Annotated in this window: 21 protein-coding genes; 12 read left to right on the plus strand and 9 right to left on the minus strand. The window is 68.0% G+C overall.

Features of this window, described 5'->3' with window-relative positions; genetic code table 11:
• Positions 1–6 precede the first annotated feature (6 nt).
• Together AAEX57_RS14515 and AAEX57_RS14520 are read left to right on the plus strand one after the other, a co-directional pair.
• The gene (locus AAEX57_RS14515; RefSeq protein ID WP_342093067.1) at positions 7–951 is read left to right on the plus strand and encodes a carbohydrate ABC transporter permease; all 945 of its coding nucleotides are present in this window, start codon (positions 7–9) and stop codon (positions 949–951) included.
• Positions 951–1847, plus strand: coding sequence for a carbohydrate ABC transporter permease (locus AAEX57_RS14520; RefSeq protein ID WP_342093068.1), 897 nt, complete (start codon positions 951–953; stop codon positions 1845–1847). The genes AAEX57_RS14515 and AAEX57_RS14520 overlap by 1 nt, the downstream gene beginning before the upstream one ends.
• 3 nt (positions 1848–1850) lie before the next feature.
• On the opposite strand, the gene AAEX57_RS14525 is transcribed toward AAEX57_RS14520, so the two are convergent.
• Entirely contained in the window at positions 1851–2513 is a 663-nt protein-coding gene (locus tag AAEX57_RS14525; protein ID WP_342093069.1) for a response regulator transcription factor, read from the minus strand.
• Positions 2510–3751, minus strand: coding sequence for a sensor histidine kinase (locus AAEX57_RS14530; protein ID WP_342093070.1), 1242 nt, complete (start codon positions 3749–3751; stop codon positions 2510–2512). The genes AAEX57_RS14525 and AAEX57_RS14530 overlap by 4 nt, the downstream gene beginning before the upstream one ends.
• 199 nt (positions 3752–3950) lie before the next feature.
• Between AAEX57_RS14530 and AAEX57_RS14535 the strand changes: the two genes are divergently transcribed.
• Entirely contained in the window at positions 3951–5819 is a 1869-nt protein-coding gene (locus AAEX57_RS14535; RefSeq protein ID WP_342093071.1) for an exo-alpha-sialidase, read from the plus strand.
• A 3-nt stretch (positions 5820–5822) separates the two neighbouring features.
• On the opposite strand, the gene AAEX57_RS14540 is transcribed toward AAEX57_RS14535, so the two are convergent.
• On the minus strand, positions 5823–6524 hold the full coding sequence (locus tag AAEX57_RS14540) for a FadR/GntR family transcriptional regulator (RefSeq protein ID WP_342093072.1): 702 nt from the start codon (positions 6522–6524) through the stop codon (positions 5823–5825).
• An 82-nt stretch (positions 6525–6606) separates the two neighbouring features.
• On the opposite strand from AAEX57_RS14540, the gene AAEX57_RS14545 reads away from it, so the two are divergent.
• From AAEX57_RS14545 to AAEX57_RS14585, 9 genes are all read left to right on the plus strand, one after another.
• Positions 6607–8223, plus strand: a complete 1617-nt coding sequence (locus tag AAEX57_RS14545) for an ABC transporter substrate-binding protein (RefSeq protein ID WP_342093073.1) — start codon at positions 6607–6609, stop codon at positions 8221–8223.
• A 60-nt stretch (positions 8224–8283) separates the two neighbouring features.
• Positions 8284–9249 (plus strand): ABC transporter permease, encoded by a 966-nt coding sequence (locus AAEX57_RS14550; protein WP_342093074.1) that lies wholly within the window; start codon positions 8284–8286, stop codon positions 9247–9249.
• A 1-nt stretch (position 9250) separates the two neighbouring features.
• Entirely contained in the window at positions 9251–11269 is a 2019-nt protein-coding gene (locus AAEX57_RS14555) for a dipeptide/oligopeptide/nickel ABC transporter permease/ATP-binding protein (RefSeq protein ID WP_342093075.1), read from the plus strand.
• On the plus strand, positions 11266–12075 hold the full coding sequence (locus AAEX57_RS14560) for an ATP-binding cassette domain-containing protein (protein ID WP_342093076.1): 810 nt from the start codon (positions 11266–11268) through the stop codon (positions 12073–12075). Before AAEX57_RS14555 ends, AAEX57_RS14560 begins: the two co-directional genes overlap by 4 nt.
• Positions 12076–12089: 14 nt before the next feature.
• A complete protein-coding gene (locus AAEX57_RS14565; protein ID WP_342093077.1) occupies positions 12090–13001 on the plus strand; it encodes a dihydrodipicolinate synthase family protein in 912 nt (303 codons plus the stop codon).
• Entirely contained in the window at positions 12998–13930 is a 933-nt protein-coding gene (locus AAEX57_RS14570; RefSeq protein ID WP_342093078.1) for an ROK family protein, read from the plus strand. Before AAEX57_RS14565 ends, AAEX57_RS14570 begins: the two co-directional genes overlap by 4 nt.
• Entirely contained in the window at positions 13927–14616 is a 690-nt protein-coding gene (locus tag AAEX57_RS14575) for an N-acetylmannosamine-6-phosphate 2-epimerase (RefSeq protein WP_342093079.1), read from the plus strand. Before AAEX57_RS14570 ends, AAEX57_RS14575 begins: the two co-directional genes overlap by 4 nt.
• A 177-nt stretch (positions 14617–14793) precedes the next feature.
• The gene (locus AAEX57_RS14580) at positions 14794–15390 is read left to right on the plus strand and encodes a DUF1349 domain-containing protein (protein WP_342093080.1); all 597 of its coding nucleotides are present in this window, start codon (positions 14794–14796) and stop codon (positions 15388–15390) included.
• A gap of 169 nt (positions 15391–15559) precedes the next feature.
• Positions 15560–17437, plus strand: coding sequence for a hypothetical protein (locus tag AAEX57_RS14585; protein WP_342093081.1), 1878 nt, complete (start codon positions 15560–15562; stop codon positions 17435–17437).
• 184 nt (positions 17438–17621) lie between these two features.
• Here AAEX57_RS14585 and AAEX57_RS14590 read toward each other — a convergent pair whose 3' ends face one another.
• From AAEX57_RS14590 to AAEX57_RS14615, 6 genes are all read right to left on the minus strand, one after another.
• Positions 17622–19106: a DUF1846 domain-containing protein gene (locus tag AAEX57_RS14590; RefSeq protein WP_342093082.1), complete on the minus strand. Its 1485-nt coding sequence runs from the start codon at positions 19104–19106 to the stop codon at positions 17622–17624.
• A gap of 120 nt (positions 19107–19226) precedes the next feature.
• Positions 19227–19748 (minus strand): hemerythrin domain-containing protein, encoded by a 522-nt coding sequence (locus AAEX57_RS14595; protein WP_342093083.1) that lies wholly within the window; start codon positions 19746–19748, stop codon positions 19227–19229.
• A 54-nt stretch (positions 19749–19802) separates the two neighbouring features.
• Entirely contained in the window at positions 19803–21530 is a 1728-nt protein-coding gene (locus AAEX57_RS14600) for an NAD-binding protein (protein ID WP_342093084.1), read from the minus strand.
• A 25-nt stretch (positions 21531–21555) separates the two neighbouring features.
• Positions 21556–21936, minus strand: coding sequence for a DUF6394 family protein (locus tag AAEX57_RS14605; RefSeq protein ID WP_342093099.1), 381 nt, complete (start codon positions 21934–21936; stop codon positions 21556–21558).
• A 73-nt stretch (positions 21937–22009) separates the two neighbouring features.
• Entirely contained in the window at positions 22010–22951 is a 942-nt protein-coding gene (locus AAEX57_RS14610) for a hypothetical protein (RefSeq protein WP_342093085.1), read from the minus strand.
• Positions 22944–23432, minus strand: coding sequence for an RNA polymerase sigma factor (locus AAEX57_RS14615; protein ID WP_342093086.1), 489 nt, complete (start codon positions 23430–23432; stop codon positions 22944–22946). The genes AAEX57_RS14610 and AAEX57_RS14615 overlap by 8 nt, the downstream gene beginning before the upstream one ends.
• Positions 23433–23610: the final 178 nt, after the last annotated feature.

A 23610-nucleotide genomic window follows, 5' to 3' on the forward strand; every position in this document is an offset into this window, starting at 1 on the left:
CAAGCAATGTCGACTTCGACTTCGGTTCACCGGGTGGGGCGCAAGCCCCACCCGGGGCGGCGACGCGAGGCACTGACCGGCTGGGCATTCGTCACACCCTTCGCGGTGCTGTTCAGCTTCTGCTTCCTGGTTCCGATCGGTGTGTCCGTCTACTCGTCCTTCTTCCGGGCCGTGCCCTCGGGCGGTGGCCTCTACGGCGGCGGTGAACTGGCCAACCAGTTCGTCGGCCTGCGCAATTATGTGGAGATCGCCCAGGGTGCGGCCTTCTGGCGGGGGATGGGACGAGTGCTGGCCTTCGGCGTGGTGCAGGTGCCGGTGATGATCGGCGCCGCACTCGCCCTGGCCCTGCTGCTGGATTCGCAGATGGTCAAGCGGGTCGGGATCTTCCGGCTGGGCTTCTTCCTGCCCTTCGCCGTGCCCGGCGTCGTGGCCGCCCTGATGTGGACCTACATGTACAACCCGCAGTTCTCCCCGATCAACCAGGTGCTGGGGCTTGTGGGGATCCACATCCCCTTCTTCTCCCCGAAGGCAATCCTGTGGTCCATGGCCAACATGACCACCTGGACCTTCACCGGTTACAACATGCTGATCTTCCTGGCCGCCCTGCAGGCCATCCCGCACGACCTGTATGAGGCCGCCCGGCTCGACGGGGCGTCGTCGTGGACCATCGTGCGCCAGATCAAGATCCCGCTGGTGCGCAATGCCACCCTGCTGGCCGTGCTGCTCAGCATCATCGGCACGGTGCAACTGTTCAACGAACCCGCCGTGCTCCAGACCGTCAACCCGTGGATGGGCAATGACTACACGCCGATGATGATGGCCTACAACACCATGATGGGCGGCATCTCCCCGTCGGGTGACGGGCCCGCCTCGGCCATTTCCATCCTGATGGCGCTGATCGCCGGGGTGCTCGCCGTCGTCTACGCCTATGCCCAGAAGAAGGCCGACTGATGTCCGCGCTCACCAAATTCCTGCCGAAGGCTCGTACCGACGTGGACGAGCTGCCCCCGTCGCTGCGCCCCTCGCGCACCGCCCGGCTGATCACGCTCGCCGTGCTCCTGCTGGTGCTCGTCTACTCGCTGGCGCCGATCGTCTGGCTGATGATCTCGGCCACCAAGTCCAATGCTGACCTGGTCTCCACCAGCGGCTGGTTGTTCGCCCACAACAACATCACGGAGAACTACCACGCGCTGATGGGCTGGACCCAGGGCATGTTCTGGCGCTGGGTGGGCAATTCGGTGCTCTACTCGACGCTGGCCGGGGTGCTCGGCACGCTGCTCAGCGTCGCCTGTGGCTACGGCCTGGCCAAGTTCCGCTTCGCCGGGCGAGGCGTCGTGCAGGTGCTGATCATGGCCGGCCTGCTGCTGCCCATCGCCCTGCTGACCATCCCGCTGTACCTGGTCTTCCACAAGCTCGGCCTGACCAACTCCATGTGGGCGATCATCATCCCGTCCTGCGTCAGCCCCTTCGGTGTCTTCCTGGGGCGGGTCTATGCACAGTCGTCGGTGCCCGACGAGATCCTGGAATCCGCCCGGATCGACGGCGCCGGTGAGGCCAGGATCTTCTTCACCATGGTGCTGCGGCTGCTGGCCCCCGCGATGGTCACCATCTTCCTGTTCATTTTCGTCGCCACCTGGAACAACTTCCTGCTGCCGCTGATGATGCTCAACTCCGCCGAACTCAAGCCCGTCACCCTGGGCCTGTACGGGATGATGAGCTACTTCAATCCGCAGTACGGCGCAGTGCTGCAGGGGGCGCTGCTGGGCGTCATCCCGCTGATCGTGCTCTTCCTGGGGCTGCAGAAGCGCTGGCAGTCCGGACTGGCCGCCGGAGCGGTCAAGGGCTAGGCGTCAGCGCGTCAATCCCACTTCGTGGGCGAAGAGCACCAACCCGACGCGATCCCGTGCGTGCAGCTTGGACAACAGGCGGCCGATGTGGGTCTTCACGGTGCCCTCCGCCATGTACAGGGTCGCCGCGATCTCGGAATTGGTGGCGCCATGCGCAATCTCCACCAGCACCTCGCGCTCCCGGTCCGTCAGCATCTCCAGCCGCGGGTCGGTGCCGCCGGGGGCGGACGGCAGGGTGGGGGCGACGTGCTCCAGCAGCCGTCGGGTGGCCGACGGGGCCAGCACCCCGTCGCCGGCCGCGACGGTGCGAATGGCATTGAGCAGCTCACCGGGCCGGGCATCCTTCAACAGGAAGCCGGAGGCCCCCGCCTTCAGTGCGGCGAAGACGTACTCGTCCAGGTCGAAGGTGGTCAGCACCAGCACCTTGGTGGGGGCGCCGGCGGCGACCAGTCGCCGGGTGGCCTCCACGCCGTCCATCACGGGCATCCGGATGTCCATCAACACCACGTCCACCGGCCGGGTCTTCAGGAAGGCGAGTGCCTCCTGTCCGTCATTGGCCTCACCGACGACGTCCATGTCGTCCTCGGCCTCGATCAGCATGCGGAAGCCGCTGCGCACCAGCGCCTGGTCATCGGCCAGCAGCACGCGAATGGGGGTTTCGGTCATCGGATCTCCTGTACGGCTACGGAATCGGTCTTGAGGGGGATCGGCAGGATGGCCCGCACCAGGAATCCCCCGGTGGTCTTGGGTTGGGCCAGCAACTGACCGTGCATGGAGGCGACGCGTTCCCGCATCCCCTCCAGGCCATGGCCGGTGCCGTCGGATGTGGTGGACGCGGCACCCAGCCCGTCGTCGCTGATCTCGGCCACGATCAGCGCCGGGGAGTAGGTGAGGGTCACGGTGCAGTTGGCCTGCGGTCCGGCGTGCTTGAGGAAGTTGGTGACGGCCTCCTGCACCACGCGGAAGACGGTCAGTCCCAGCGTCGACGGGACCTCGGGGGCCTCGCCCTCCACATAGAGGTGGACACGTTCGTCGCTGCGGGCCACCATCTCCGGGATGTCCGGCAGGCCGGGGGTGGGCGCGTAGGCGGCACCCTCCTGCTCTGCGGCGCCGCGCAGTACCCCGACGATGCGTCGCATCTCCGTGAGCGCCTCGCGGCCGGTCTCCGCAATCGTGTCCAGCGCCTCGACCGCGCGTTCGGGCTTCTTCGCGGCCAGCGCCCGACCGCCCTCGGCCTGCACGATCATCACGGACAGGGAGTGGGCGACGATGTCATGCAGCTCGCGCGCAATCTGGGCACGGACATTGGCCTCGGTCATCCGTGCGGACTGCTCGCGCTCGGAGACCTCCAGGGCGCGGCGTTCCGCCTCCGCCAACGTGCGGGCCCGCGTCGCCTCCGCGGACTCGCGGACCCGTCGGCCGATGGCATAACAGGTGACCACCAGGCCGGCGCAGACGCTCACCTCCAGCAACATCACCGTCGCCCCGACGGCCAGCGAGCCGAGGTTCCAGTAGTAGCCCGTGGACCAGCGAATGGGTCCGAGCACGGAGCCCACGGCACCCAGGGCCAGGACCCAGCGGGAGCGGTGGCCGGGAACCCAGCGGGCCACCGAATAGGCCACCAGCAGGACGGTGACGATGGCGGGAGTCGGGTAGGGCAGCACGATGACGTGCAACAGGCAGAAGGTGCCCACCAGTGCGAGGGTGAGCATCGGGTTGCGGCGGCGCAACACGACGGCGGCACACATGGCCGTGCCCAGCAGGAACGCGAAGATGATGTTGTCCTGGTAGCCGAACAGCAGCAGGGGCAGCACGGTTCCGACGAAGAGCAGCCCGGCCACGGCCAGGTCCAGGGACCAGGTGGCGTGGCCGAGCTCGTCGAAGCTGCTGCGCAGGGTGTTCATCGCAGCCAGCCTAGGCATCCGGCGGGGTCTGCGGCGTCCGACCAGGGTCGAGCGGGCAGGGCCCGTAGTCGTTGATCCTGCAGGTTGCTCACTGTCGTTGAGCATTCCGCCGGTGGTGCGTTGACCGCTACCCATCGATTCCCTAGCGTTCACGTCAAGACATCAGACATCCGATGATCTGCAGAGAGGACGAAACCCCATGCGTGCAATGAAGCCCGCGGCCCTGTTGGGCAGTCTGGCCCTGATGGCAGGCGCGGCCCTGGCCTCGGCCGGTGCCCCAGCCCAGGCGTCGACCGATCGATTCGTTGACCCCTTCTGGGCGGGTCAGCCCAGCTACACGGAGCAGACGCTGGCCATGGGTGGCGACGGGGTCTTCCCCAACTACCGCATCCCTGCCCTGGCCGTCGCGCCCGGAGGGGACCTGTTGAGTTCCTATGACGGCCGCCCCACGGGTATTGATGCCCCTGGACCCAACTCGATCCTGCAACGGCGCTCCACCGACGGCGGCCGCACCTGGCAGCCCCAGACGGCCATCCATTCCGGTCAGGCCAGTGCCCCGATCAGCGGCTTCTCGGACCCGAGCTATGTGGTGGATCGCACCACGGGGACCATCTTCAACTTCCATGTCCGCTCCGCCGACGTCGGCCTGGTGGGCTCCCATCCTGGCGTCGACCCCGATGACCGTGGCGTGTTGCATGCCGAGGTGAGCGCCTCCTCGGACGAAGGCCGAACCTGGCAGCACCGCACCATCACCGCCGACATCACCCCCGACCTGACTGTCAGGTCACGTTTCGCGGCCTCCGGTCAGGGGATCCAGCTTCGTCACGGTCAGTACGCCGGGCGCCTGCTCCAGCAGTTCACCATCGTCACCGCATCCGGGGACTTCCAGGCTGTCACCATCTTCTCCGACGACCATGGGCAGACCTGGCAGTCGGGCAAGCCCGTTGGCAGTCGGATGGACGAGAACAAGGTGGTGGAGCTTTCGGATGGCCGGGTGATGCTCAACTCGCGGGACTCGGGTCGCTCCGGGTATCGCAAGGTGGCGATCTCCACCGACGGTGGTGCCAGTTATGGCCCGGTCAGCCTGGACGAGGAATTGCCGGATCCGGCGAACAATGGATCGATCATCCGTGCCTTCCCCGATGCCCCGGCCGGGAGTCGAGAGGCGAAGGTCCTGCTCTTCTCGAATGCCGCGAGCCAGAAGGATCGAGCTCATGGCACGGTCCGCGCCAGTTGCGACGACGGGGCCAGCTGGCCGATTGCGCGGGAATTCCGCGCCGGAGCGATGGCCTACTCCACCCTGGCCACGCTGCCCGACGGGCGGATCGGCATGGCCTATGAGCCGGGTCACAATGGGATCATCTTCGCCAAGTTCAACCTGGCCTGGCTGCGGGGGATGTGCACCGGGATCACTCCGGCCGGGGAGCTGACCATCGAGCGCGGACAGTCCGCGAGCAGCACCCTGCGGCTGACGAACCAGCTGGGGCCGGTGCAGACGATCCACTCTGTCCGGATCGACGCCCCGGCCGGTTGGCAGAGCGCCGTCGAGACCGTGGGGACGCTGAAGCCGGGCGCCTCAGCCGAGCTGCGCTTCGCAATCCAGGTGCCGGCTGAGACCAAGGGAGGCAGCTATCGGTTGCCCGTCGTGGTGACCGATGCGTCGGGGCGTCGAGCCACCGGCACCATCGTGGTCAACGTGCCGCGACTGCCCAGCGAGATCCCTGGTCGAATCGAGGTCACCGGTTCCACCGTGGCCAATCCCCAGGCCAGCTACCGGGTGGGGGACCGGTTGAGCTTCAGCTACACCGTCAAGAATGTCTCCGATGCCACGACGACGGTCTCCCCGACGGGGAACCTGCGCGGGCTCGACCCGGCCGTGGATGCCAAGAACTGCCGCTGGCGCGGGCTCGCCGCGGGTGCGCAGTACACCTGCAGCAGTGCCTACCACGTCGTGACCCAGGAGGACCTGGACCGCGGGTCCTTCACTCCGATCACCACCTGGACGTCGGTCTCGGGTGGGGACACCACGGTGGTGGAGCACCGCGCGCAGGCCGTGCCCCTGGGGTGATCCTCAGGCTCGCGAGTGGGCCTGCAGGCTTCGTAGGATGGGCTCGTAGTGCGCCGTGATCGCTTCGCGGTAGCGCTGCGAGTCCCCTGCGGCGGCCGCCTCCAGCAGACCGGCATGGGCCTTGGCCGAGGCCTCCAGATCACTGGTGGAGGCCACGCCCAGCTGGGGCGCCACCAGTTGGTGGATGTCCCAGAAGGCAGCCACCAACTGGGCATAGAACTGGTTGTCCACGCGTTCGGAGAGCATCAGGTGGAACTGCCGGTCATGGGCGGTGATCGGCTCGCCGCGGTGTGCACAGGCCAGCATGGCGTCCACCTCCGTGCGTAGGTCGCTGGGATCCTTGCCGTGCAGTGCGTCGACGATCTGCTCCTCCAGGGCGAGGTCCAGGCAGCGCCGCAGTTCCACGACGTCGCGCAGGGCCTGGTGGTTCTTGCCTGGCATCAGCACACCGCGAAAGACCATGCCCTCCACCAGGGGGCTCAGTGACAGGCCCCCGACGAAGGTGCCGGTTCCGTGCCGCACCTGAAGGATGTCGAGGGCCACCAGCGTGCGGACTGCCTCGCGGATGCTGGAGCGGGAGACGCCGATCTCCTCCACCAGCTCGGCCTCCGTGGGGATCGGATCGCCGGGCCGCAGGCCCCGCTCCAGGATGAGGTTCTTGATCGCGCGGGTGGTGGAACGGTCGTCGCGATTGTGCCGTGGCATGGGTGCTTCCCTTCGGGCATGACTGTGGGTCTATACTGGCACAAGGTCGGACATCAGACGTCCGATATCTAAGGAGACTTCAATGACGAACGACTTCTCGCCGTCGGGAACCCGCCGGGACTTCTTCCGCCTCACCGGTGCCATGGGGGCGGCGATCGCCTTCGCCGGCAGCCTGTCTGCCTGCGGAACCTCGCCCGCTGACCGCGCCAAGAGCACCACCTCGGGTGCCGCCTCCGCCAAGGCGGACGGCACCATCACCGCCGCCATCAGCTACGAGCTGGGCAGCAATGGCTTCGACCCGATGACCACCACCGCGGCGCTCACCCTGGCGGCCAACTGGCACACCATGGAGGGCCTCACCGAGATCCTGCCCACCGGTACCCGCGAGGTCTACGCCGCCCTGGCCAAGGAACTGCCCAAGAAGGTGGACGAGACCACCTACGAAGCCACCCTGCGGGACGGCGCCAAGTTCCATGACGGCAGCCCCGTCACCGTCGACGACGTGGTGCACAGCTTCCAGCGGGTGCTCGACCCGGCCAACAAGTCCATGTACGTGCAATTCCTGGGCTTCCTGGACGGCGTCACCAAGAAGGACGACAAGACCGTCACGATCAAGCTGAAGCACGCCTTCTCGCTGGTCAACGAGCGGCTCGCCGTGGTCAAGATCGTCCCCGAGGCAGCCACCCAGGACGCCAAGGCCTTCGACGCGAAGCCGATTGGCACCGGCCCGTGGAAGATGACCGACAACTCGGCCACCAGCAAGGAACTGGCCTTCGAGCGCTTCGCCGACTACACCGGCCCCCGACCGGCCAAGGCCAGCAAGATGGTGTGGAAGGTGATGCCGGACGACGCCACCCGCGCCAATGCGATGAGCTCCAAGGCCGTGCAGGCAATGGACCTGGTGCCCGACCTGAACATCGAGACCCTGAAGGGATCGGCCACCGTCGAGTCCGTGCAGGGCTTCGCCGTGCTCTTCGCCATGTTCAACTGCGGCTCCGAGCCCTTCAAGGATGTCCGCAACCGGCAGGCCTTCCTCTACGCCATCGACATGGACAAGGTGATCAAGACCGCCTACCTGGGCAATGCCACCCCGGCCACCAGCTTCCTCGACGAGGCGCACCCCGCCTACCAGAAGGCCAGCACCGTCTACTCCTTCGACGCCGACAAGGCCAAGAAGCTGTTCGCGGAGACCGGGCTGAAGAAGATCCGGCTGCTGTGCACGGACCACGGCTGGGTGAAGAAGGCCACGCCGCTGATCAAGGAGGCCCTGGAGGCTGCGGGCATCTCCGTCGACTTCGCGGAGAAGAAGTCGCCCGACGTCTACAACACCATCGACGACAAGCCCGCCGCCTACGATGCCGTGATCGCTCCCGGTGATCCCTCGGTCTTCGGGGCGGACCCGGACCTGCTGATGCGCTGGTGGTACTCCAACCCCACCTGGGCCGATTCCCGGATGCACTGGAAGGGTCAGGAGAGCTTCACCAAGGTGCAGGCGCTGTTGGACGAGGCAGTCAAGCAGACCGGTGAGGAGCAGAAGGCCACCTGGGGCAAGGTGTTCAACCTGCTCAGCGAGACGGTGCCGCTCTACCCGCTGATGCACCGCAAGTCGACCACCGCCTTCGATGCGGACAGCCTGCCCGGCTTCAAGCCGATCGCCTTGACCGGCCTGTCCTTCATCGACGTCGCGTCGTCCAAGTAGTCCATCCCAGCCGGGGGCGTCACTGACGGGCGCCCCCGGCCCACCCGCAGGAAAGACCTGATGAGCACACTGCTGAGACTGATCGGCCGACGACTGCTGGCGCTGCCCGCGATGGTGCTGGGCGTGACCTTCCTCGTCTTCTTCGTGATGTCCTTCTCACCCGCAGACCCGGCCCGGCTGGCGCTGGGGGAGTCCGCCTCGGCCGAGGCGCTGGCCTCCTACCGCGCCGAGCACGGCCTTGACGACCCCCTCCTGGTGCGATACCTGCACTTCCTGGGCAACCTGCTGCACGGTGACCTGGGGATCAGCGCCGGCAATGTCCCGGTGACCCAGTTCGTCGCCAAGGCCTTCCCGATCACCCTGCAACTCACCCTTCTCGGGCTGGTGATCGCCGTCGTGCTGGCCCTGCTCTTCGGCGTACTGGCCGCCCTCTTCCGGGACCGCTGGCCGGACCAGTTGATCCGGGTGGTCTCCATCGCCTGCCTGGCGACGCCCTCCTTCTGGCTGGCGATCCTGCTGATCCAGTGGCTGTCCACCGTGCCCGGCGGCGCGGGGCTCTATCCGGCGGTGGTCTCCCAGTGGGTGCCCTTCGCCGAGAATCCCGCCATCTGGCTGAACAACATCTCCCTGCCGGCCTTCGCTCTGGGCGTTCCGGTGGCGGGTTCGCTGACCCGCGTCGTGCGCACCTCGATGGTGGAGGAGCTGGACCGCGACTATGTCCGCACCGCGATCGGCGCCGGCATCCCCAAGCACGTGGTGATTGCCCGCAATGTGCTGCGCAATGCGCTGATCACCCCGATCACCGTGCTGGGGCTGCGGGTCGGCTACCTAATGGGCGGCGCCGTGATCATCGAGATCATCTTCAACATCCAGGCGATGGGCCAACTGATCCTGGACGGCGTCACCCGCAATGACGTCTTCCTGGTGCAGGGGGTCACCCTCACGGTGGCGATCGCCTTCATCATCATCAACATCCTCGTGGACATGCTCTACGTGCTCGTCAACCCGCGAATCAGGACGGTCTGAGATGCGACGAGAACTCACCCAGAAACTGAGCGAACCGGGGCTGCGGCTGCGCGCCCTGCCGCTGGGCTCCCGAATCGCCCTGGGCCTGCTCACCCTGGTTGCACTGCTGGCGGTGCTGGCCCCGGTGATCGCCCAGTTCGACCCGCTGGCCTCCGACACCCCCGCCAGCGCTCCCGACGGCACCCACTGGTTCGGCACCGATGCGATCGGCCGCGACATCTTCAGCCGGGTGGCCTACGGCGCCCGGGCGTCGCTGGTGATCGGACTGTCCGCCACCCTGGTGGCCCTGGCCGCCGCCGCGGTGCTGGGATCGATTGCCGCTACCGCCAACAAGTGGGTCTCCGAGCTGCTGATGCGCGTGCTCGACGTGATCATGAGCTTCCCGGGCATCGCCCTGGCGGCCGTCTTCGTGGCGGTCTGGGGCAGCTCCCTGCCGGTGCTGGTCCTGGCCATCGCCTTCCTCTACACCCCGCAGCTCACCCGGGTGGTGCGCGCCAATGTGATGGCCCAGTTCGGTGAGGACTATGTCAGCGCCTCTCGCGTGATGGGCTCGGGCACCAGCCGGATCCTGCTCAAGCACGTCGCCCGAAACTGCATCGCCCCGATCCTGGTCTTCGCCACCGTGCTGGTGGCCGACGCGATCGTCTTCGAGGCCTCGCTCAGCTTCATCAATGCCGGCGTGAAGCCGCCGAACCCGTCGTGGGGCAATGTGCTGGCCGACGGCAAGCAACTGCTGCAGATGGGCGGTTGGTGGGCCACCATGTTCCCCGGCCTGGCGATCCTGCTGACCGTGCTGGCGCTGAACATCCTCTCCGAGGGGATGACCGACGCCATGGTCTCCCCGACCCTGCGGCGCAAGGTTAGGCTGGACGATCCGGTGGAGGGCTCGACGGCCGCCGTCGCCCCCGCCCTGGCGCAGGTGGCCACCGAGGCCGTCCCGCTGGAGGACCGGTTGGCTGCCTTGGCCACCCTGGAGAGCTCCCGCGACAACCGTCTGGTCTACACCGGCAATGCCGCGCCGCTGCTGGAGGTGCGCAACCTGTCCATCCGCTTCCCCGAGGCGCACGGCGAGGTCAACGTCGTCGACGACGTCTCCTTCAGCGTCCGTCCCGGCGAGACGATGGGCCTGGTGGGCGAGTCCGGCTGCGGCAAGTCGATCACCTCGATGGCGATCATGGGCCTGCTGCCGGCCTCCGCGGAACTCAGCGGCCAGATCATCTTCAACGGGGTTGACCTGCTGGGGCTGAATCCCAAGCAGCACAATGACCTGCGCGGACACGAGATCGCGATGATCTACCAGGACGCGCTCAGCTCGCTCAACCCGTCGATGCTGATCCGCACCCAGCTCAAGCAGCTCACCTCCCGCGGCGGGCAGCGCAGCGCCGAGGAGCTGCTGGAACTGGTGGGCCTGGACCCGCAGCGCACCCTGGCCAGCTACCCCCACGAGCTCTCCGGTGGCCAGCGGCAGCGAGTTCTGATCGCCATGGCGCTGACTCGCAATCCCAAGCTGGTGATCGCCGACGAGCCCACCACGGCCCTCGACGTGACCGTGCAGAAGCAGGTGATCGACCTGCTGAACGACCTGCGGGAGAAGCTCGGCTTCGCCATGGTCTTCGTCTCCCATGACCTGGCGCTGGTCTCGTCGGTATCGCACAAGATCACCGTGATGTACGCCGGTCAGGTGGTGGAGAGCGGCCCCACCCGGGAGATCCTGCTGGACCCGCGGCATGAGTACACCCGAGGCCTGCTGGGCGCCGTGCTGTCGATCGAGTCCGGTCAGGGACGGCTGCACCAGGTGCCCGGCGTGGTGCCCTCGCCTCGGGAGTTCGTTCCCGGCGACCGCTTCTCGCCCCGCTCCAGCCACCCCGAGATCGGCCGGGACCGCCGGCCGGTGCTGGTCACGGTGCCGGGCACCGACCACGCCTGGGCCAGCCACGCCAGCCCGGACAGTCCGCCGTCCGTCGTCGCCCCGCGCGCCGAGGAACAGGACGCAGCAATGGCTGAGGAGGCCACCCGATGAGCACCGAGGAGATGTCCGGTACCGGCTCGCCGGTCCTGGAGTTGCGCGGCGTCAATGTCATCCACCGCACCCGCACCGGTGGGCTCTTCCGGCCCGGACAGGTGCATGCCGTGAACAACGTCGACTTCCGGATCTCGCGCGCCGAGACCGTCGGGATCGTCGGCGAGTCCGGCTGCGGCAAGTCCACACTGGCTCGGGTGCTGGTGGGGCTGCAGCCGCCCACCAGCGGCGAGGTGCTCTTCCGGGGGCAACCGCTGCGGCATGGTGCCGCCGCCCGGCGCACCCTCGGGCGGGCGGTCTCCGTCGTCTTCCAGGACCCGGCCACTGCGCTGAACCCGCGGATGGTGATCCGGGAGCAGCTGCTCGACCCGCTGGTGGTGCACGGCATCGGCTCCGCCGCGGAACGCGACCGCAAGGTGCGCGAGCTGATCGCCCTGGTGGGGCTGCCCACCTCCGCGCTGGACGTGCTGCCCCGGCAGATCTCCGGCGGTCAGCGGCAACGCGTCGCCATCGCCCGGGCCCTGGCCCTGGACCCCGACGTGATCGTCGCCGACGAACCGACCTCCGCCCTCGACGTCTCGGTCCGCGCCCAGGTGCTGAACCTGCTCACCGACCTGAAGCAGGCGCTCGGGCTCGGGATCGTCTTCATCAGCCATGACATCGCCACGGTGCGCTACGTGTCCGACCGGATGGCGGTGATGAATGCCGGCCAAATCGTCGAGACCGGGCCGGCAGACCAACTCTTCAACAACCCGCAGCACGACTACACCCGCACCCTGCTGGGTGCCGTACCCGCGCTGCTCTGATTGGAAGGTAGAACATGTTCACCGGCATCATCCCCCCACTCGTCACCCCGCTGCGGCCCGACGGCTCGCTGGACCTGGACAGCCTCGACCGGCTGGTCGAGGCCCAGATCGCGGCGGGCGTCGACGGCCTGTTCGTGCTGGGCTCGTCCGGGCAGGTGGCCTATCTCACCGACGACCAGCGTCGGCAGGTGATTGACCGGGTGGTGGGCCGGGCCGCCGGCCGGGTTCCCGTGCTGGCCGGCACCGCCGACCTGACCGCACCCCGGGTGATCGAGCAGTGCCGCAGCGCCGAGGCCGCCGGTGCGGATGCCGTCGTGGTGACCGCGCCGCTGTACGCGCTGAACGACGCCAACGAGATCGCCGAGCACTTCCGGATGGTGGCGGCCGCCACCAAACTGCCCGTGATGGCCTACGACGTGCCGGTGCGGGTACACACGAAACTGACCGCGCCGCTGCTGGTGCAGCTGGCCCAGGAGGGAGTGGTTGCCGGGGTCAAGGACTCCTCCGGCGACGACGTCGCCTTCCGGATGCTGGTGGCCGCCCGCGACACCGCCGGCGTCGAGCTGGACCTGTTCAGCGGCCATGAGGTGATGTGCGACGGGATGTACCTGTTGGGTGCCGATGGAATCGTCCCCGGCCTGGCCAATGTGGACCCCGACGGCTATGTCCGGCTGCACCGGGCCGCCCAGGCCGGCGACTGGGCCGCCTGCCGCACGGAACAGGACCGGCTGCTCAAGCTCTTCCAGATCGCCTTCGTGCCGCAGGGCCGCTCCGGTGACGCCGGTGGTATCGGCGCCTTCAAGCAGGCCATGGCCAGTCTGGGGATCATCTCGTCGGCCACCATGCCGCGGCCGCTGCACGAGCTGTCCACCGATGACGTCGCCGCCATCGAGGCGATCCTGGCGGAGGTCGGGCTGACGGCATGAACAGGGTCTTCCTGGGCGTCGACGTCGGCGGAACCAAGATTGCCGCCGCGCAGGTTGGGGTCGGTGGGACGCTGGGCGCCGTGCACACCAGCCCCACGCCCGGGTCCGCCGGCCGGGAGGCCCTGCTGGACGCCATCGCCCAGACGGCGCTGCGGGCCGCCGACGGGCAACCGATCGCCGGTCTGGGAGTGGGCACAGCCGGGGCGGTGGATGCCGCCGCGGGCATCGTGGTCTCCGCCACCGAGACCCTGCGGGAATGGAAGGGAACCGACGTGCGGGCCGGTCTGCGCTCCCGGCTGGGCCTGGCCGACGGCGTGCCGCTGGCCGTGCACAATGACGTCGACGCGCACGCCTTGGGCGAGTACTGGCGCGGCGCCGGGGTGGGGGTGGACTCCTTCCTGATGCTGGCCGTGGGCACCGGCGTGGGCGGCGCCGCCGTCCTGGGCGGCCAGCTCCTGGTGGGGGCGCACCACGTTGCGGGAGAGGTCGCTCACGTTCCGGTCCCCGGAGCCGAGGGGCTTCGTTGCCCGTGCGGCCGTGACGGGCACCTCGAGGCGCTGGCCGCCGGGCCCGGGATCTGGCGCCGATACCTGGCGCTCGGTGGCGACCCGACGGTCCACTCCGGGCGCGAGGTGGCCGCACGGATCTCCTCGGACCCACTGGCGCTGCGCGCCGTGCAGGACGGTGCCGATGCCCTGGGCCGGGCCATCGCCGGCCTGGTCACCCTGCTCGACCCCGAGCGGGTGGTGATCGGCGGCGGCTTCGCCGACCCGTCCAGCCCCTGGTGGGAGCGGATGGAGGCCACCCTGCGTGCCGAGGTGATCGACGCCCTGGCCGACGTCGAGCTGCTCCCGGCCCGGCTCGGCGCCCAGGCTGCGATCCTGGGCTCGGCCCGGGCCGCCATGACCATGAACCACAAGCCGAGATGAGGACCACGATGGACGTGCTGGAACAGATCAAGGGGCGCCTGGTGGTGTCCTGCCAGGCCTATCCCGGTGAGCCGATGTTGGACCCCCGCACCATGGCCCAGGTGGCGCAGGCCGCCGTCGCCGGCGGGGCGGCCGCCATTCGCGGCAAGGGGCTGGAGGACCTGCGCGCCATGCGCGCCGTGCTGCAGGTGCCGATCATCGGGCTGGTGAAGGAGGGAGCCACCGGCGTCTACATCACCCCCACGCTGGCCAGTTGCCGCCAGGTGGCGGACCAGGGCTGTGAGGTGGTGGCGCTGGACGGCACCCGCCGCCCCCGGCCGGATGGCCTGAGCTTTGCCGAGACGGTGGCTGGGCTGCGCCAGAGCCATCCCGACGTGCTGGTGATGGCCGACTGTGGTTCCGCCGATGATGCCCTGATCGCGCAGCAGGCCGGGGCGGATCTGATCGGCACCACCTTGGTGGGCTATTCCGGTGAGCGGGAGAAGACCCCGGGGCCGGACTGGGAGGAGATCGACCGGATCCTGGCCGTGGCCGAGCGCCCCGTGGTGGTGGAGGGGCGGATCCACAGCCCGGCCGATGCCGCGCAGGCCATCCGTCACGGGGCGCACTGCGTGGTGGTGGGCACCGCCATCACCCACCCGACCACCATCACCGGGTGGTTCGCCCAGGCCGTGGCCGCCGGCTGACCCGCTTGGTCACCACGCCGCATCTGAATCACGTGTCCATTTCCGAAAAGTGACCACCAGATTTCCGGATTCCGACGGCCTCCCGCGGGAGGCCGGTCAGCGGGGTGATTCTGCTGGTCGATTCTCGGAATCGCCGGTGGGGCAGGGCGTTGGGGGCTGGGTCGATAACGTGGGGCCATGGCAGACAGCAGCATGAACACCATCGGCTGGGACCAGGGGCAGTGGACCCACCCGCCCGTCAACGTCCACCCCGAGGGCACGGACCTGTGCGTCGAGGCGGTCGAGGGCTCCGACGTCTGGCGGGTCACCTCCTACGGCTTCGTGCACGATACGGAGCACGCCCTGGTGGTGCCGATGGCCAATCCGGGCGCGGTGGAGGTGCGCTTCCTCGCGGAGTTCGAGGAACAGTTCGACCAGGCCGGCATCTTCCTCACCGGCGCCGATGACCTGTGGGTGAAGGCCGGGGTGGAGTTCGCCGACGGGACCCCGCAGCTCGGCGCGGTGGTGACCAATCCCCATTCCGACTGGTCGGTGGCGGCGGTGCCCGACTGGATCGGCCGTGAGGTCACCGTCCGTGCCTCGCGCAGTGGCGACGCCGTGACCATTCGGGCGCGGGTGGAAGGGGAGGACTTCCGCCTGGTCCGGGTGGTGCCGATCCCCAGCGACGTCGATCTGGCCGCCGGGCCCATGGTCTGCGCCCCGACCCGGGCCGGGCTGGTGGTGCGCTTCACCGGCTGGTGGCAGGGCGCGGCGGATTCCAGCCTGCATCCTTGAGGGTGTCGGCGTCACCACGAGCAACTAGGCTGGCGTCAGCCGAGGAGCCGTCCAGATCCCACTCCAGGGGGATGTGGCCTGACCCGTTGTTGGTGGAAAATCTCAACTTGGCAACGCTTGCGGACCAAGGGTCGCGGACCGGTTGCCGATGGAGTCGACGAGGAGTGCAATGAGCCTGCCACCGGTGGTCGGTCCATCCAGCGGCGAGCATGCCACCGGATATGCCGCCGTCGCGCACGCCATTGCCGACGGCATCCACGACGCGGAGTGGTTGGAGGAATACCTCAACCAGATTGACGAACGGGTCGACCTGGCCGACCACCGGTTGATGGTGGTGCTGGCGCTGCTGCTGGACGGCGGCGACGCCCTGCCCGACGTGCTGCGCGAAGGGATCGAGTACCGGGTACTGGGTTTCCGTTACTGGATGGACGAGCGCGGCGACGACTCGATGTGTCACTGGAGCGAGAGCCACCAGGTGGTCTTCTCCGTCTGTGAATACCTGGCCGGGCAGCACTTCGCGGAGCGCACCTTCCGCAATGACGGCCGCACCGGCCAGCAGAAGGCCGAACGTGCGCGTCGCCGGCTGGTGGAGTGGCTGGCAAACCGCTTCCGGCACGGCTTCAGCGAATGGCTCTCGCCTACCTTCCACGCCATCAAGATCTCGGCGCTGACCCTGCTGGTGGAGCACTGCCAGGACCAGGAGCTCACCACCCGCGCGTCGATGCTGTTGGACCTGTTGCTGCTCGACGTGGCGCTGCACCGCTTCGAGGGGAATTTCGTCGCGTCGTCCGGCCGGGTCGAGGCCCTGTCGAAGGCCTTCCCGGAGCGCTCCGAGATCGAACCGATCGCCGCCAGCGCCTTCTCTCGCAACCGCCCCAGCTTCGAGCCCAGCCTGTACACGTCGATCTTCCTGGCCCGGCGGCGCTACCGGATCCCGCAGGTGGTGCGGGAGATCGCCTTCGCCCAGGCCGATCACCTGATCACCAGCTCGCATGGCCTGAATGTGCACGAGGCGCGCTTCGAGGTGGCGCACCACACACCGTCGGGGGCCAGCTACCGGCGCGACGCCCTGCTGAACCTGTACTGGGGGATGGAGGCCTTCACCACGTCGGAGTCGATCGGGATCACGATGGAGGCGTTGGACCGGCTGCACCTGGACGGCAACAGCTACCTGGCGCCGCTGGCACCCTTCCGCAAGGTGCCGTCGCGACGGGTGCTCTCTGCCCTGGTCAGGTCGCTCAACCCGGTCACCCAGGGCACGGCGCTGAACCGGGCCGACGTGCAGACCTACCGCACGCCGCACTACCTGCTCAGCAGCGCGCAGCACTACCAGCCCGGCAGCTTCGGTGACCAGGAGAACGTCTGGGTGGCGGCGCTGCCCGGCCAGATCCACGTCTTCTCCACCCACCCCGGCTCCACCATGCTGGGCACCGACGCGCGCCCGGCCACCCCGTCGGGCTGGGTGGGCAATGGCATCCGCCCCGACGTGGCGCAAATGCGCAATGTGCTGGTGGCGCTGTACGACCTGCGCGCCCGACGCGGTTATCTGGAGGGTCAGCGGCACGAGCTGAGCCACCTGTACTTCCCCGCCGCCAGGTTCGACGAGACCAAGCTGAGCGAGAAGATCGTCGCCGGCCGCCGGGAGGATTCCTACTTCGGGGCGATGGCGCTGAACCGGATCGAGATGACCACTGAGTCGGAGTTGGTGCAGCGCGGCCTGGTCACCGGTTGGGCGGTGATGGTGGCCGACCGCTCCGACTTCGGATCCCTGCATCACTTCGTCGACTACCTCAAGCGCTGCACCCTGGAGCACACCCGTGACACCCTGGTCTGGACAACTCCCAACCACGACCACCGGCTTACCTGGGGTGGCCCCTTCGTGGTCGACGGGGTCGCGCTGGAGACCGACTACGCCCGGCTGCGGAGCGACTGGACGGCGATCGGCCGCAAGCCGTCGGTGATCGAGGTCACCGGCCGCACCGGCACCCTGGTGCTCGACTGGAAACTCTGCAGCCGCACCCAGGGCCCCGGCGTCCCGACCACATAAGGACGCGGGACTCCCGGCGCGACGAGGCAGAGCGGTGCTGCTGCGGAGGTCTTGGGGTGCTGTGGTGGGGGTGAAAGCGCTGGGATGCTTGAAACCCAATCAGGCAGGGACTGCACCGAAGGGCAGAAGAGTGAGGGGACGCTGGAACCCCCACCACAGCACCCCAAGACCGACCCAGGCCCGATCAGCGCTTCCGGTACAACCCTTTGCTCTGGAAGACCGGCTCGCTGGTCACGTGCACGCCCAGATTGCGGAAGATTCCCTCGTCGACGCTGCCCAGGATGGTGGTGGTGTGCACATCACAACCGCGCAGCTGGCTGAGCTCGGCCAGGGCGCGACGGGCATTCTCGTCGGAATTGGCACTGACGCTGAGCGCGATCAGCACCTCGTCGGTGTGCAGCCGGGGGTTCTTGCTGCCCAGGTGCTGGGTCTTCAGGGTCTGGATGGGCTCGATCGTCTCGGTGGCCAACAGCTTCACCTCGGGGTCGATCCCGGCCAGGGCCTTGAGCGCATCGAGCAGCATGGCGGAGCAGGCGCCCAACAGCGGTGAGGTCTTGCCGGTGATGATCCGGCCGTCGGGCAGCTCGACGGCGGCCGCGGGGGCCTTGGTCTTCCTGGCCAGCTCGAGCGCGGGCTTCACGACGGGCCGGTCGGTGCCCTCGATCCCCAGCTGGCTCATCAGCAGCGCCACCCGGTCGCTGAGGGTGGAATCCAGCTCGTCCCGGCGTTCCTGCACCAGGGCCTTGTACCAGCGTCGGATCACCTCCTGCTTGGAGGCCTCGCGGCAGGCCTCGTCGTCGCTGATCGCCTTGCCGGCCATGTTGACGCCCATGTCCGTGGGGGACTTGTACGGCGACTGCCCCAGCAGCTGCTCGAACAGCCGGTTGAGGACGGGGAAGACCTCGACGTCGCGGTTGTAGTTGACCGTCTGCTCGCCGTAGGCGGCCAGATGGAAGGGGTCGATCATGTTGACGTCGTCCAGGTCCACCGTCGCGGCCTCGTAGGCGACGTTGACCGGGTGGTCCAGCGGCAGGTTCCAGATCGGGAAGGTCTCGTACTTGGCATAGCCCGACGGGATGCCGCGCTTGTGGTCGTGGAAGAGCTGGCTGAGGCAGGTGGCCATCTTGCCGCTGCCCGGGCCCGGCGCGGTGACCACCACCAGATCCCGCTCGGTCTCGACATATTCGTTCTTGCCATAGCCCTGGTCGCTCACCACGTGCGCGACGTCATTGGGGTAGCCCTTGATCAGGTGGTGGCGGTAGACCTTGAGGCCGAGCCGCTCCAGCTTGCGCTTGAAAGCCTTGGCGCCGCGGTTGTCGTCGCTCCAATGGCTCATCACGACGCTGGAGACCAGCAGGTCATAACTGCGGAAGGCATCGATCAGGCGCAGGACGTCGTCCTCGTAGGTGATCCCCAGATCGGCCCGCACCTTGGCCAGATCCTTGGCGGAGACCACCATCACCACCTCGGCGTCGTCGGCCATGGTCTTGAGCATTTCGATCTTGTTGTCCGGCGTGAAGCCGGGCAGCACCCGGGAGGCGTGCATGTCGTCGAAGAGCTTGCCGCCAAATTCCAGGTAGAGCTTGCCGCCGAACTGCTTGCGACGCTCGTCGATGTGCTGGGACTGGAGTTCCAGGTAGCGGTCGCGGTCAAAACCGATCTTGTGCATGTGGATCTCCTGCCAGGGATTGTGCGGTGAACGCGAAGAGCCTAGCCCCCGGATGTGTCGGGAGTGTTTCGGGGGGCTGTGGCCCGGGGCAGCCTGGTCGTGGGGCGGGCAGGGGCGACGTCAGTGGTGGTGGGGTGTGGGGTGCGCCCGCTCCCCGAGGCCCTCGCCGTGCTGGCCGTCGTGGCTGTGGTCGATTCCCGCCTCGTGGTCGAAGTCGTGGGTGAGCTGGTTGATCGTCTCCCAGGTGGGGCCGTCGATGCTCACCGCCGCGGCGGGGAACAGGCCGTTCTCCTCGTGGTCGATGTGGTTGCGCAGCGCCTTCTCGAAGGCGGGGTACTCGGCCAGGCCACCGTCGATGATCCGCTCGAGTTGCTCGTCCAGGCTGGCGTGTTCGTCGCACAGCGAGTCGATGGTGGGCGCGAAGTCGGGGTCCTTGCGCATCTCGTGGAATAGCCCGGCCTCCTCGGCCTTGGTGTGCGGCCACAGCAGGTTGGCCAGATCGGTGCCGGCGTGGCCGATCTTGTCCAGATCACCCGTCGCGACGGCGCGGCCGAAGTCACCCAGCCGGTCGACGACGCTGTAGTGCTCCTCGGAGAATCGCCCGATGAGATCGATGGAACGGCAGCCGCAGTACTCACACATGGGGCCAGCATACGCCTATTGCACGGCGTCCTCCGTGTGAAAGATTGGGCTGGATCAGTGGGAGTGGCGGCCCTTCAGCATCCGCCAGACCCAGGTGCTGGGCACCTCGTGGGCCGTGCACAGGTATTCCACCGAGGCATCGCTGAACAGGGTGTCGTTCAGCTGGGTGATTCCCCGATTGCGGCAGAGCAGGCCGATCTCGTCGCCGATCTCCAGCTCGACGTCGTCGTCGGGCAGGTAGTTGATCCACTCGCCACGCTTGTGCATGTAGGCGATCGCCTGGATGTGCTCATTGCGGTCGTCGGGGTCGCGCAGCAGGTCATGGAGGGTCACCTTGTGGCCGCGCTCCAGCCAGCGGCAGACGGCCGGTGCCTGGTGGGGGATCAGGACGACCCGACGGGGGATCGGGCACCACTCCTCCAGCCGATCGGTGATCCGCTCCCGCAGCGCCATGGCCTCGTCATTGCTCATCTGCTGGACATGCTCCACGAACCCCCAGTAGAGCGGGGACTCCAGCCGGGCAAGGGTTTCGAAGGCCACCAGATCCGTCGCGATGAACACGCTGTCCGGCTCGAAGGCGCGCAGCAGGCTGGTGGTGTGGATCGACTTCTGCCGCACCGAGAGGTAGATCTCCGGGTTCACCAGCCGCGCATGGGCGGCCATCGACAGGTTGGTGGTGTCGCTCTCGACGCCGGCGACGAAGCCCACGATGTCGGTGAAGTCCGGCATGCCGTCCTCCGGTGAGACCTCGATCACCTCCAGCCCGGCATTGCGCAGGTCCAGGGCCACCTCGCGGCCGAAGCGGCCGTCGGCACTGACCATCCACCGGCCCCGCGACAGCTGGTCGTGCAGGGGTGGCATCTCGGTGCCGGGCTCACTCATCAGCCAGGAGCTCATCTGGTGGGTGGCCGGACGGTTGAGCTGCATCACCAGGTAGGTGCCGTAACGGTCATAGGGGTTGATGACGGCCTGCGGCGTGAAGTCCTCCATCCGGGCCAGGTTGGCGCGCTCGGAGCAGCGGGTGATCACCGGAACCTCAGGGCGCAGCAGATCCGCGGCCATCACCACGGCCAGGTTCATCTCGTCCTTGTCGGTCATCGCGATGACGCCCTCGCACATCGGATGCCCCAGGCCCGCCAGCCCCAGCTGTGAGGGATTGCGTGGATCGCCCTGGATGGCGGGCACGTCGCTGGCCAGCTGGTCGGTGGTGAGGATGTCGATCCGTTCCGGATCCTCGTCGATCACGACCAACCGACGGCCGGAGTGGTCCAGCGCATTGGCCAGTGTGCGGCCCGCCTGGCCGTAGCCCACCAGGAGCAGGAAGGGCTCGTGGATGCCCTTCACCTTGCTGCGGAAGCGCTGCATGTTCACCGCACTGCGGAAGGCGGGCTCCTGCAGCAGCGCGAACAGCGAGCCGAAGACATAGGCCCAGGCGACCACCGACGCGTAGATGGTCAGCGTGACCCACATCCGCTGGGAGGTGGTGAAGGTGTAGTTCAGCTCGCCATAGCCGATGGTCATGGCGGTGTAGCTGATGAAGTAGAAGGCGTCGAACAGGCTCATCCGGTAGGGCTGCCCGTTGTCGTCCTGCCCGGGGATCAGCGCCAACCCCAGCGAGCTGAGCGAGAAGATCACGATCAGCACGATCAAGGGGAAGCGCATCCGGCGCAGCACCAGGAAGATCGCCTCGGTGGACGGCACGTCGGTGGGCACGTCCACCTCCACCCGTCGCAGGCGACGGGTGGACTGCCAGGGGCGGCGTGCGATGGTGGGCGGGAGCATCGGCGACGGCATGGGGTGGTCGCGTTCAGCGACGACGGTAGGCGGCGGTCTCGATCACCAGCAGCACCAGCGAGACCAGGTTTGCCAACAGGGCGCCGCCGGACAGCGACACCACCGACGACATGGCATTCACGTCCAGGCCGTGGGAGGAGACCTGGGAGGCCCAGATGTAGACGCCGGTGGCAGCCACCAGCTGGATCACCGCGACCAGCGAGGTGGCCAGGTGGATCGCGCCGATCTGCGTGCGGTCGCCGAACTTCAGCACCGTGGCGACCAGGTTGACCACCACGGCTGCGTACAGCTCATAGACATTGTGCAGGTGCGGATTGCCCATGTCGCCCAGGAAGAAACCGAAGTTCAACGTGGCGGCCAGCAGGACGAAGAATCCGAAGACCACTTTCTCCATGTTCACACGGGCCACGTTAGCCGCCACCGCCGACAGTTTTCGAACCAACGATCAAGGCGCCCCTGAGGGTGGACTACTGGCGACGGAAGGTGAGGGTAATCCCCTTGCCCTTCAGTACCAGTTCCTGATCCGATCGCAACACGGACAGCGGCTGGGAACTGGCCGTGATCACGCGAAAGCCCCGCAGGGCATGAGCCGCGAGGACGGTGGGTTCAATCGCGCCGCCCGCCCCGCCCACCTTGCAGTCGGTGAAGGTGACCTTGCTGCCGGTGACCGCGTACTGGCAGTCGAAGGGGTTGAGCGGGTCCTTGCCGGTGGCACGGTCATCGGCCATCACCAGCTGGGTCTCGATGGCGGAGACGTCGTGGTGGCCGTCGGAATCAGTCATCTCCACCAGGCGCCAGCTGCCCTCCACCGGAATGCGCGGCCTAATCGAGCTCGTGCTCTGGTCAGTGAAGGTGAGGGTGCGGCTGTCCACCCGCCAGGTCATGGTGTTGCCGGTCACGCTGACCCGAATCTTCTCGTTGGGAAGCCCCACCAGGGTGTTGGTGCCTTCCACCCAGCCCGGCGGTGCGCTCGGAACCCCAGGCATCCCCACCTGGCCGCCCTGAATGGTGAGGGAGTCGCCGGAGAGTCGATAGGAGCTGATCATCCGGAAGCCCACGTCGTCGGTGACGGTGACCTTTTCGCCGTCCAGCCGCACGACCACCGTGGCGGCGCTGGTGTCGACCCAACTCCCGGACTCGTCGGTGACCGAGGTCAGCAGCCAGTCGGTGCCGGTGAGGGGTGCCGCGCTGGGGTTGCCGAGCGGGTCGGGCCACGGATCCGGATTTGCCTGGCGCCGCGCCCAGAGCGCCGCACCACCAGACAGCATCAGCAGGGCAAGGGCCACCACCAGGGGCGTGACCCAACGGGGGTGGCGGCGGGCCGAGGAGATGATCCGCGCGCCGTCCAGTGGCTCTTCGCCGTGCTCGCCCAGGCCGTGCAGGGCTTCCAACAGCTCGTCGTCAGGCATCGGGGGCCTCCTTCAGGTTCTCACGCAGCGTCGCCAGCCCGCGGGTGCACAGCGAACGGACCGCCGCGGGGGTGCACTGCAACACGGCGGCGGCGTCGGCCGTCGAGTAGTCGTGGACGTGGCACAGCACCAGCGCCTCGCGCTGCCGGGTGGGCAGGGCGGCCAGCGCCTGGGTGAGCCAGAGCCGGTCCAGCACCGCGCCATCACCGGGCGGCGCGGGTGGTGCCGGCGGGGTCTCGGTGGCGCGCTCCCGGTTCCAGAAGCGCTGGCCATTGCGGTGCTGTCGCCGGATCACGATGGTGTGCAGGTAGGCCACCGGATCCTCAATGGTGCAGCGCTCCCAACGCTTCCAGAGCTCGGTGAGCGCGTCCTGGGCAAGATCCTGGCCGGCGGGCCGGTTGCCGGCCACCAGAATGGCGAAGTTCACCAGATCCGCGGAGTGGTCGTGGCAGAGCTGTTCGAACTCGGTCCGTGTGCCCATCGCACCTCCTCTGGCTGGCCCCTTCACCCATCATGAGGCGCCGGGCGGGCCGACGTGAGCGCTCGAAACCAGAGAAATCCCCGGGGCTGGACGATCGTTTCCGAGAACCGACCTCCAGAATCACACCCGGCGGTGTTTCTGAGCGGAGCGGACTGTGGACGGACCAAGATCTGGAGGT

Source organism: Luteococcus sp. H91, assembly GCF_038433135.1.
GTDB lineage: Bacteria > Actinomycetota > Actinomycetes > Propionibacteriales > Propionibacteriaceae > Luteococcus.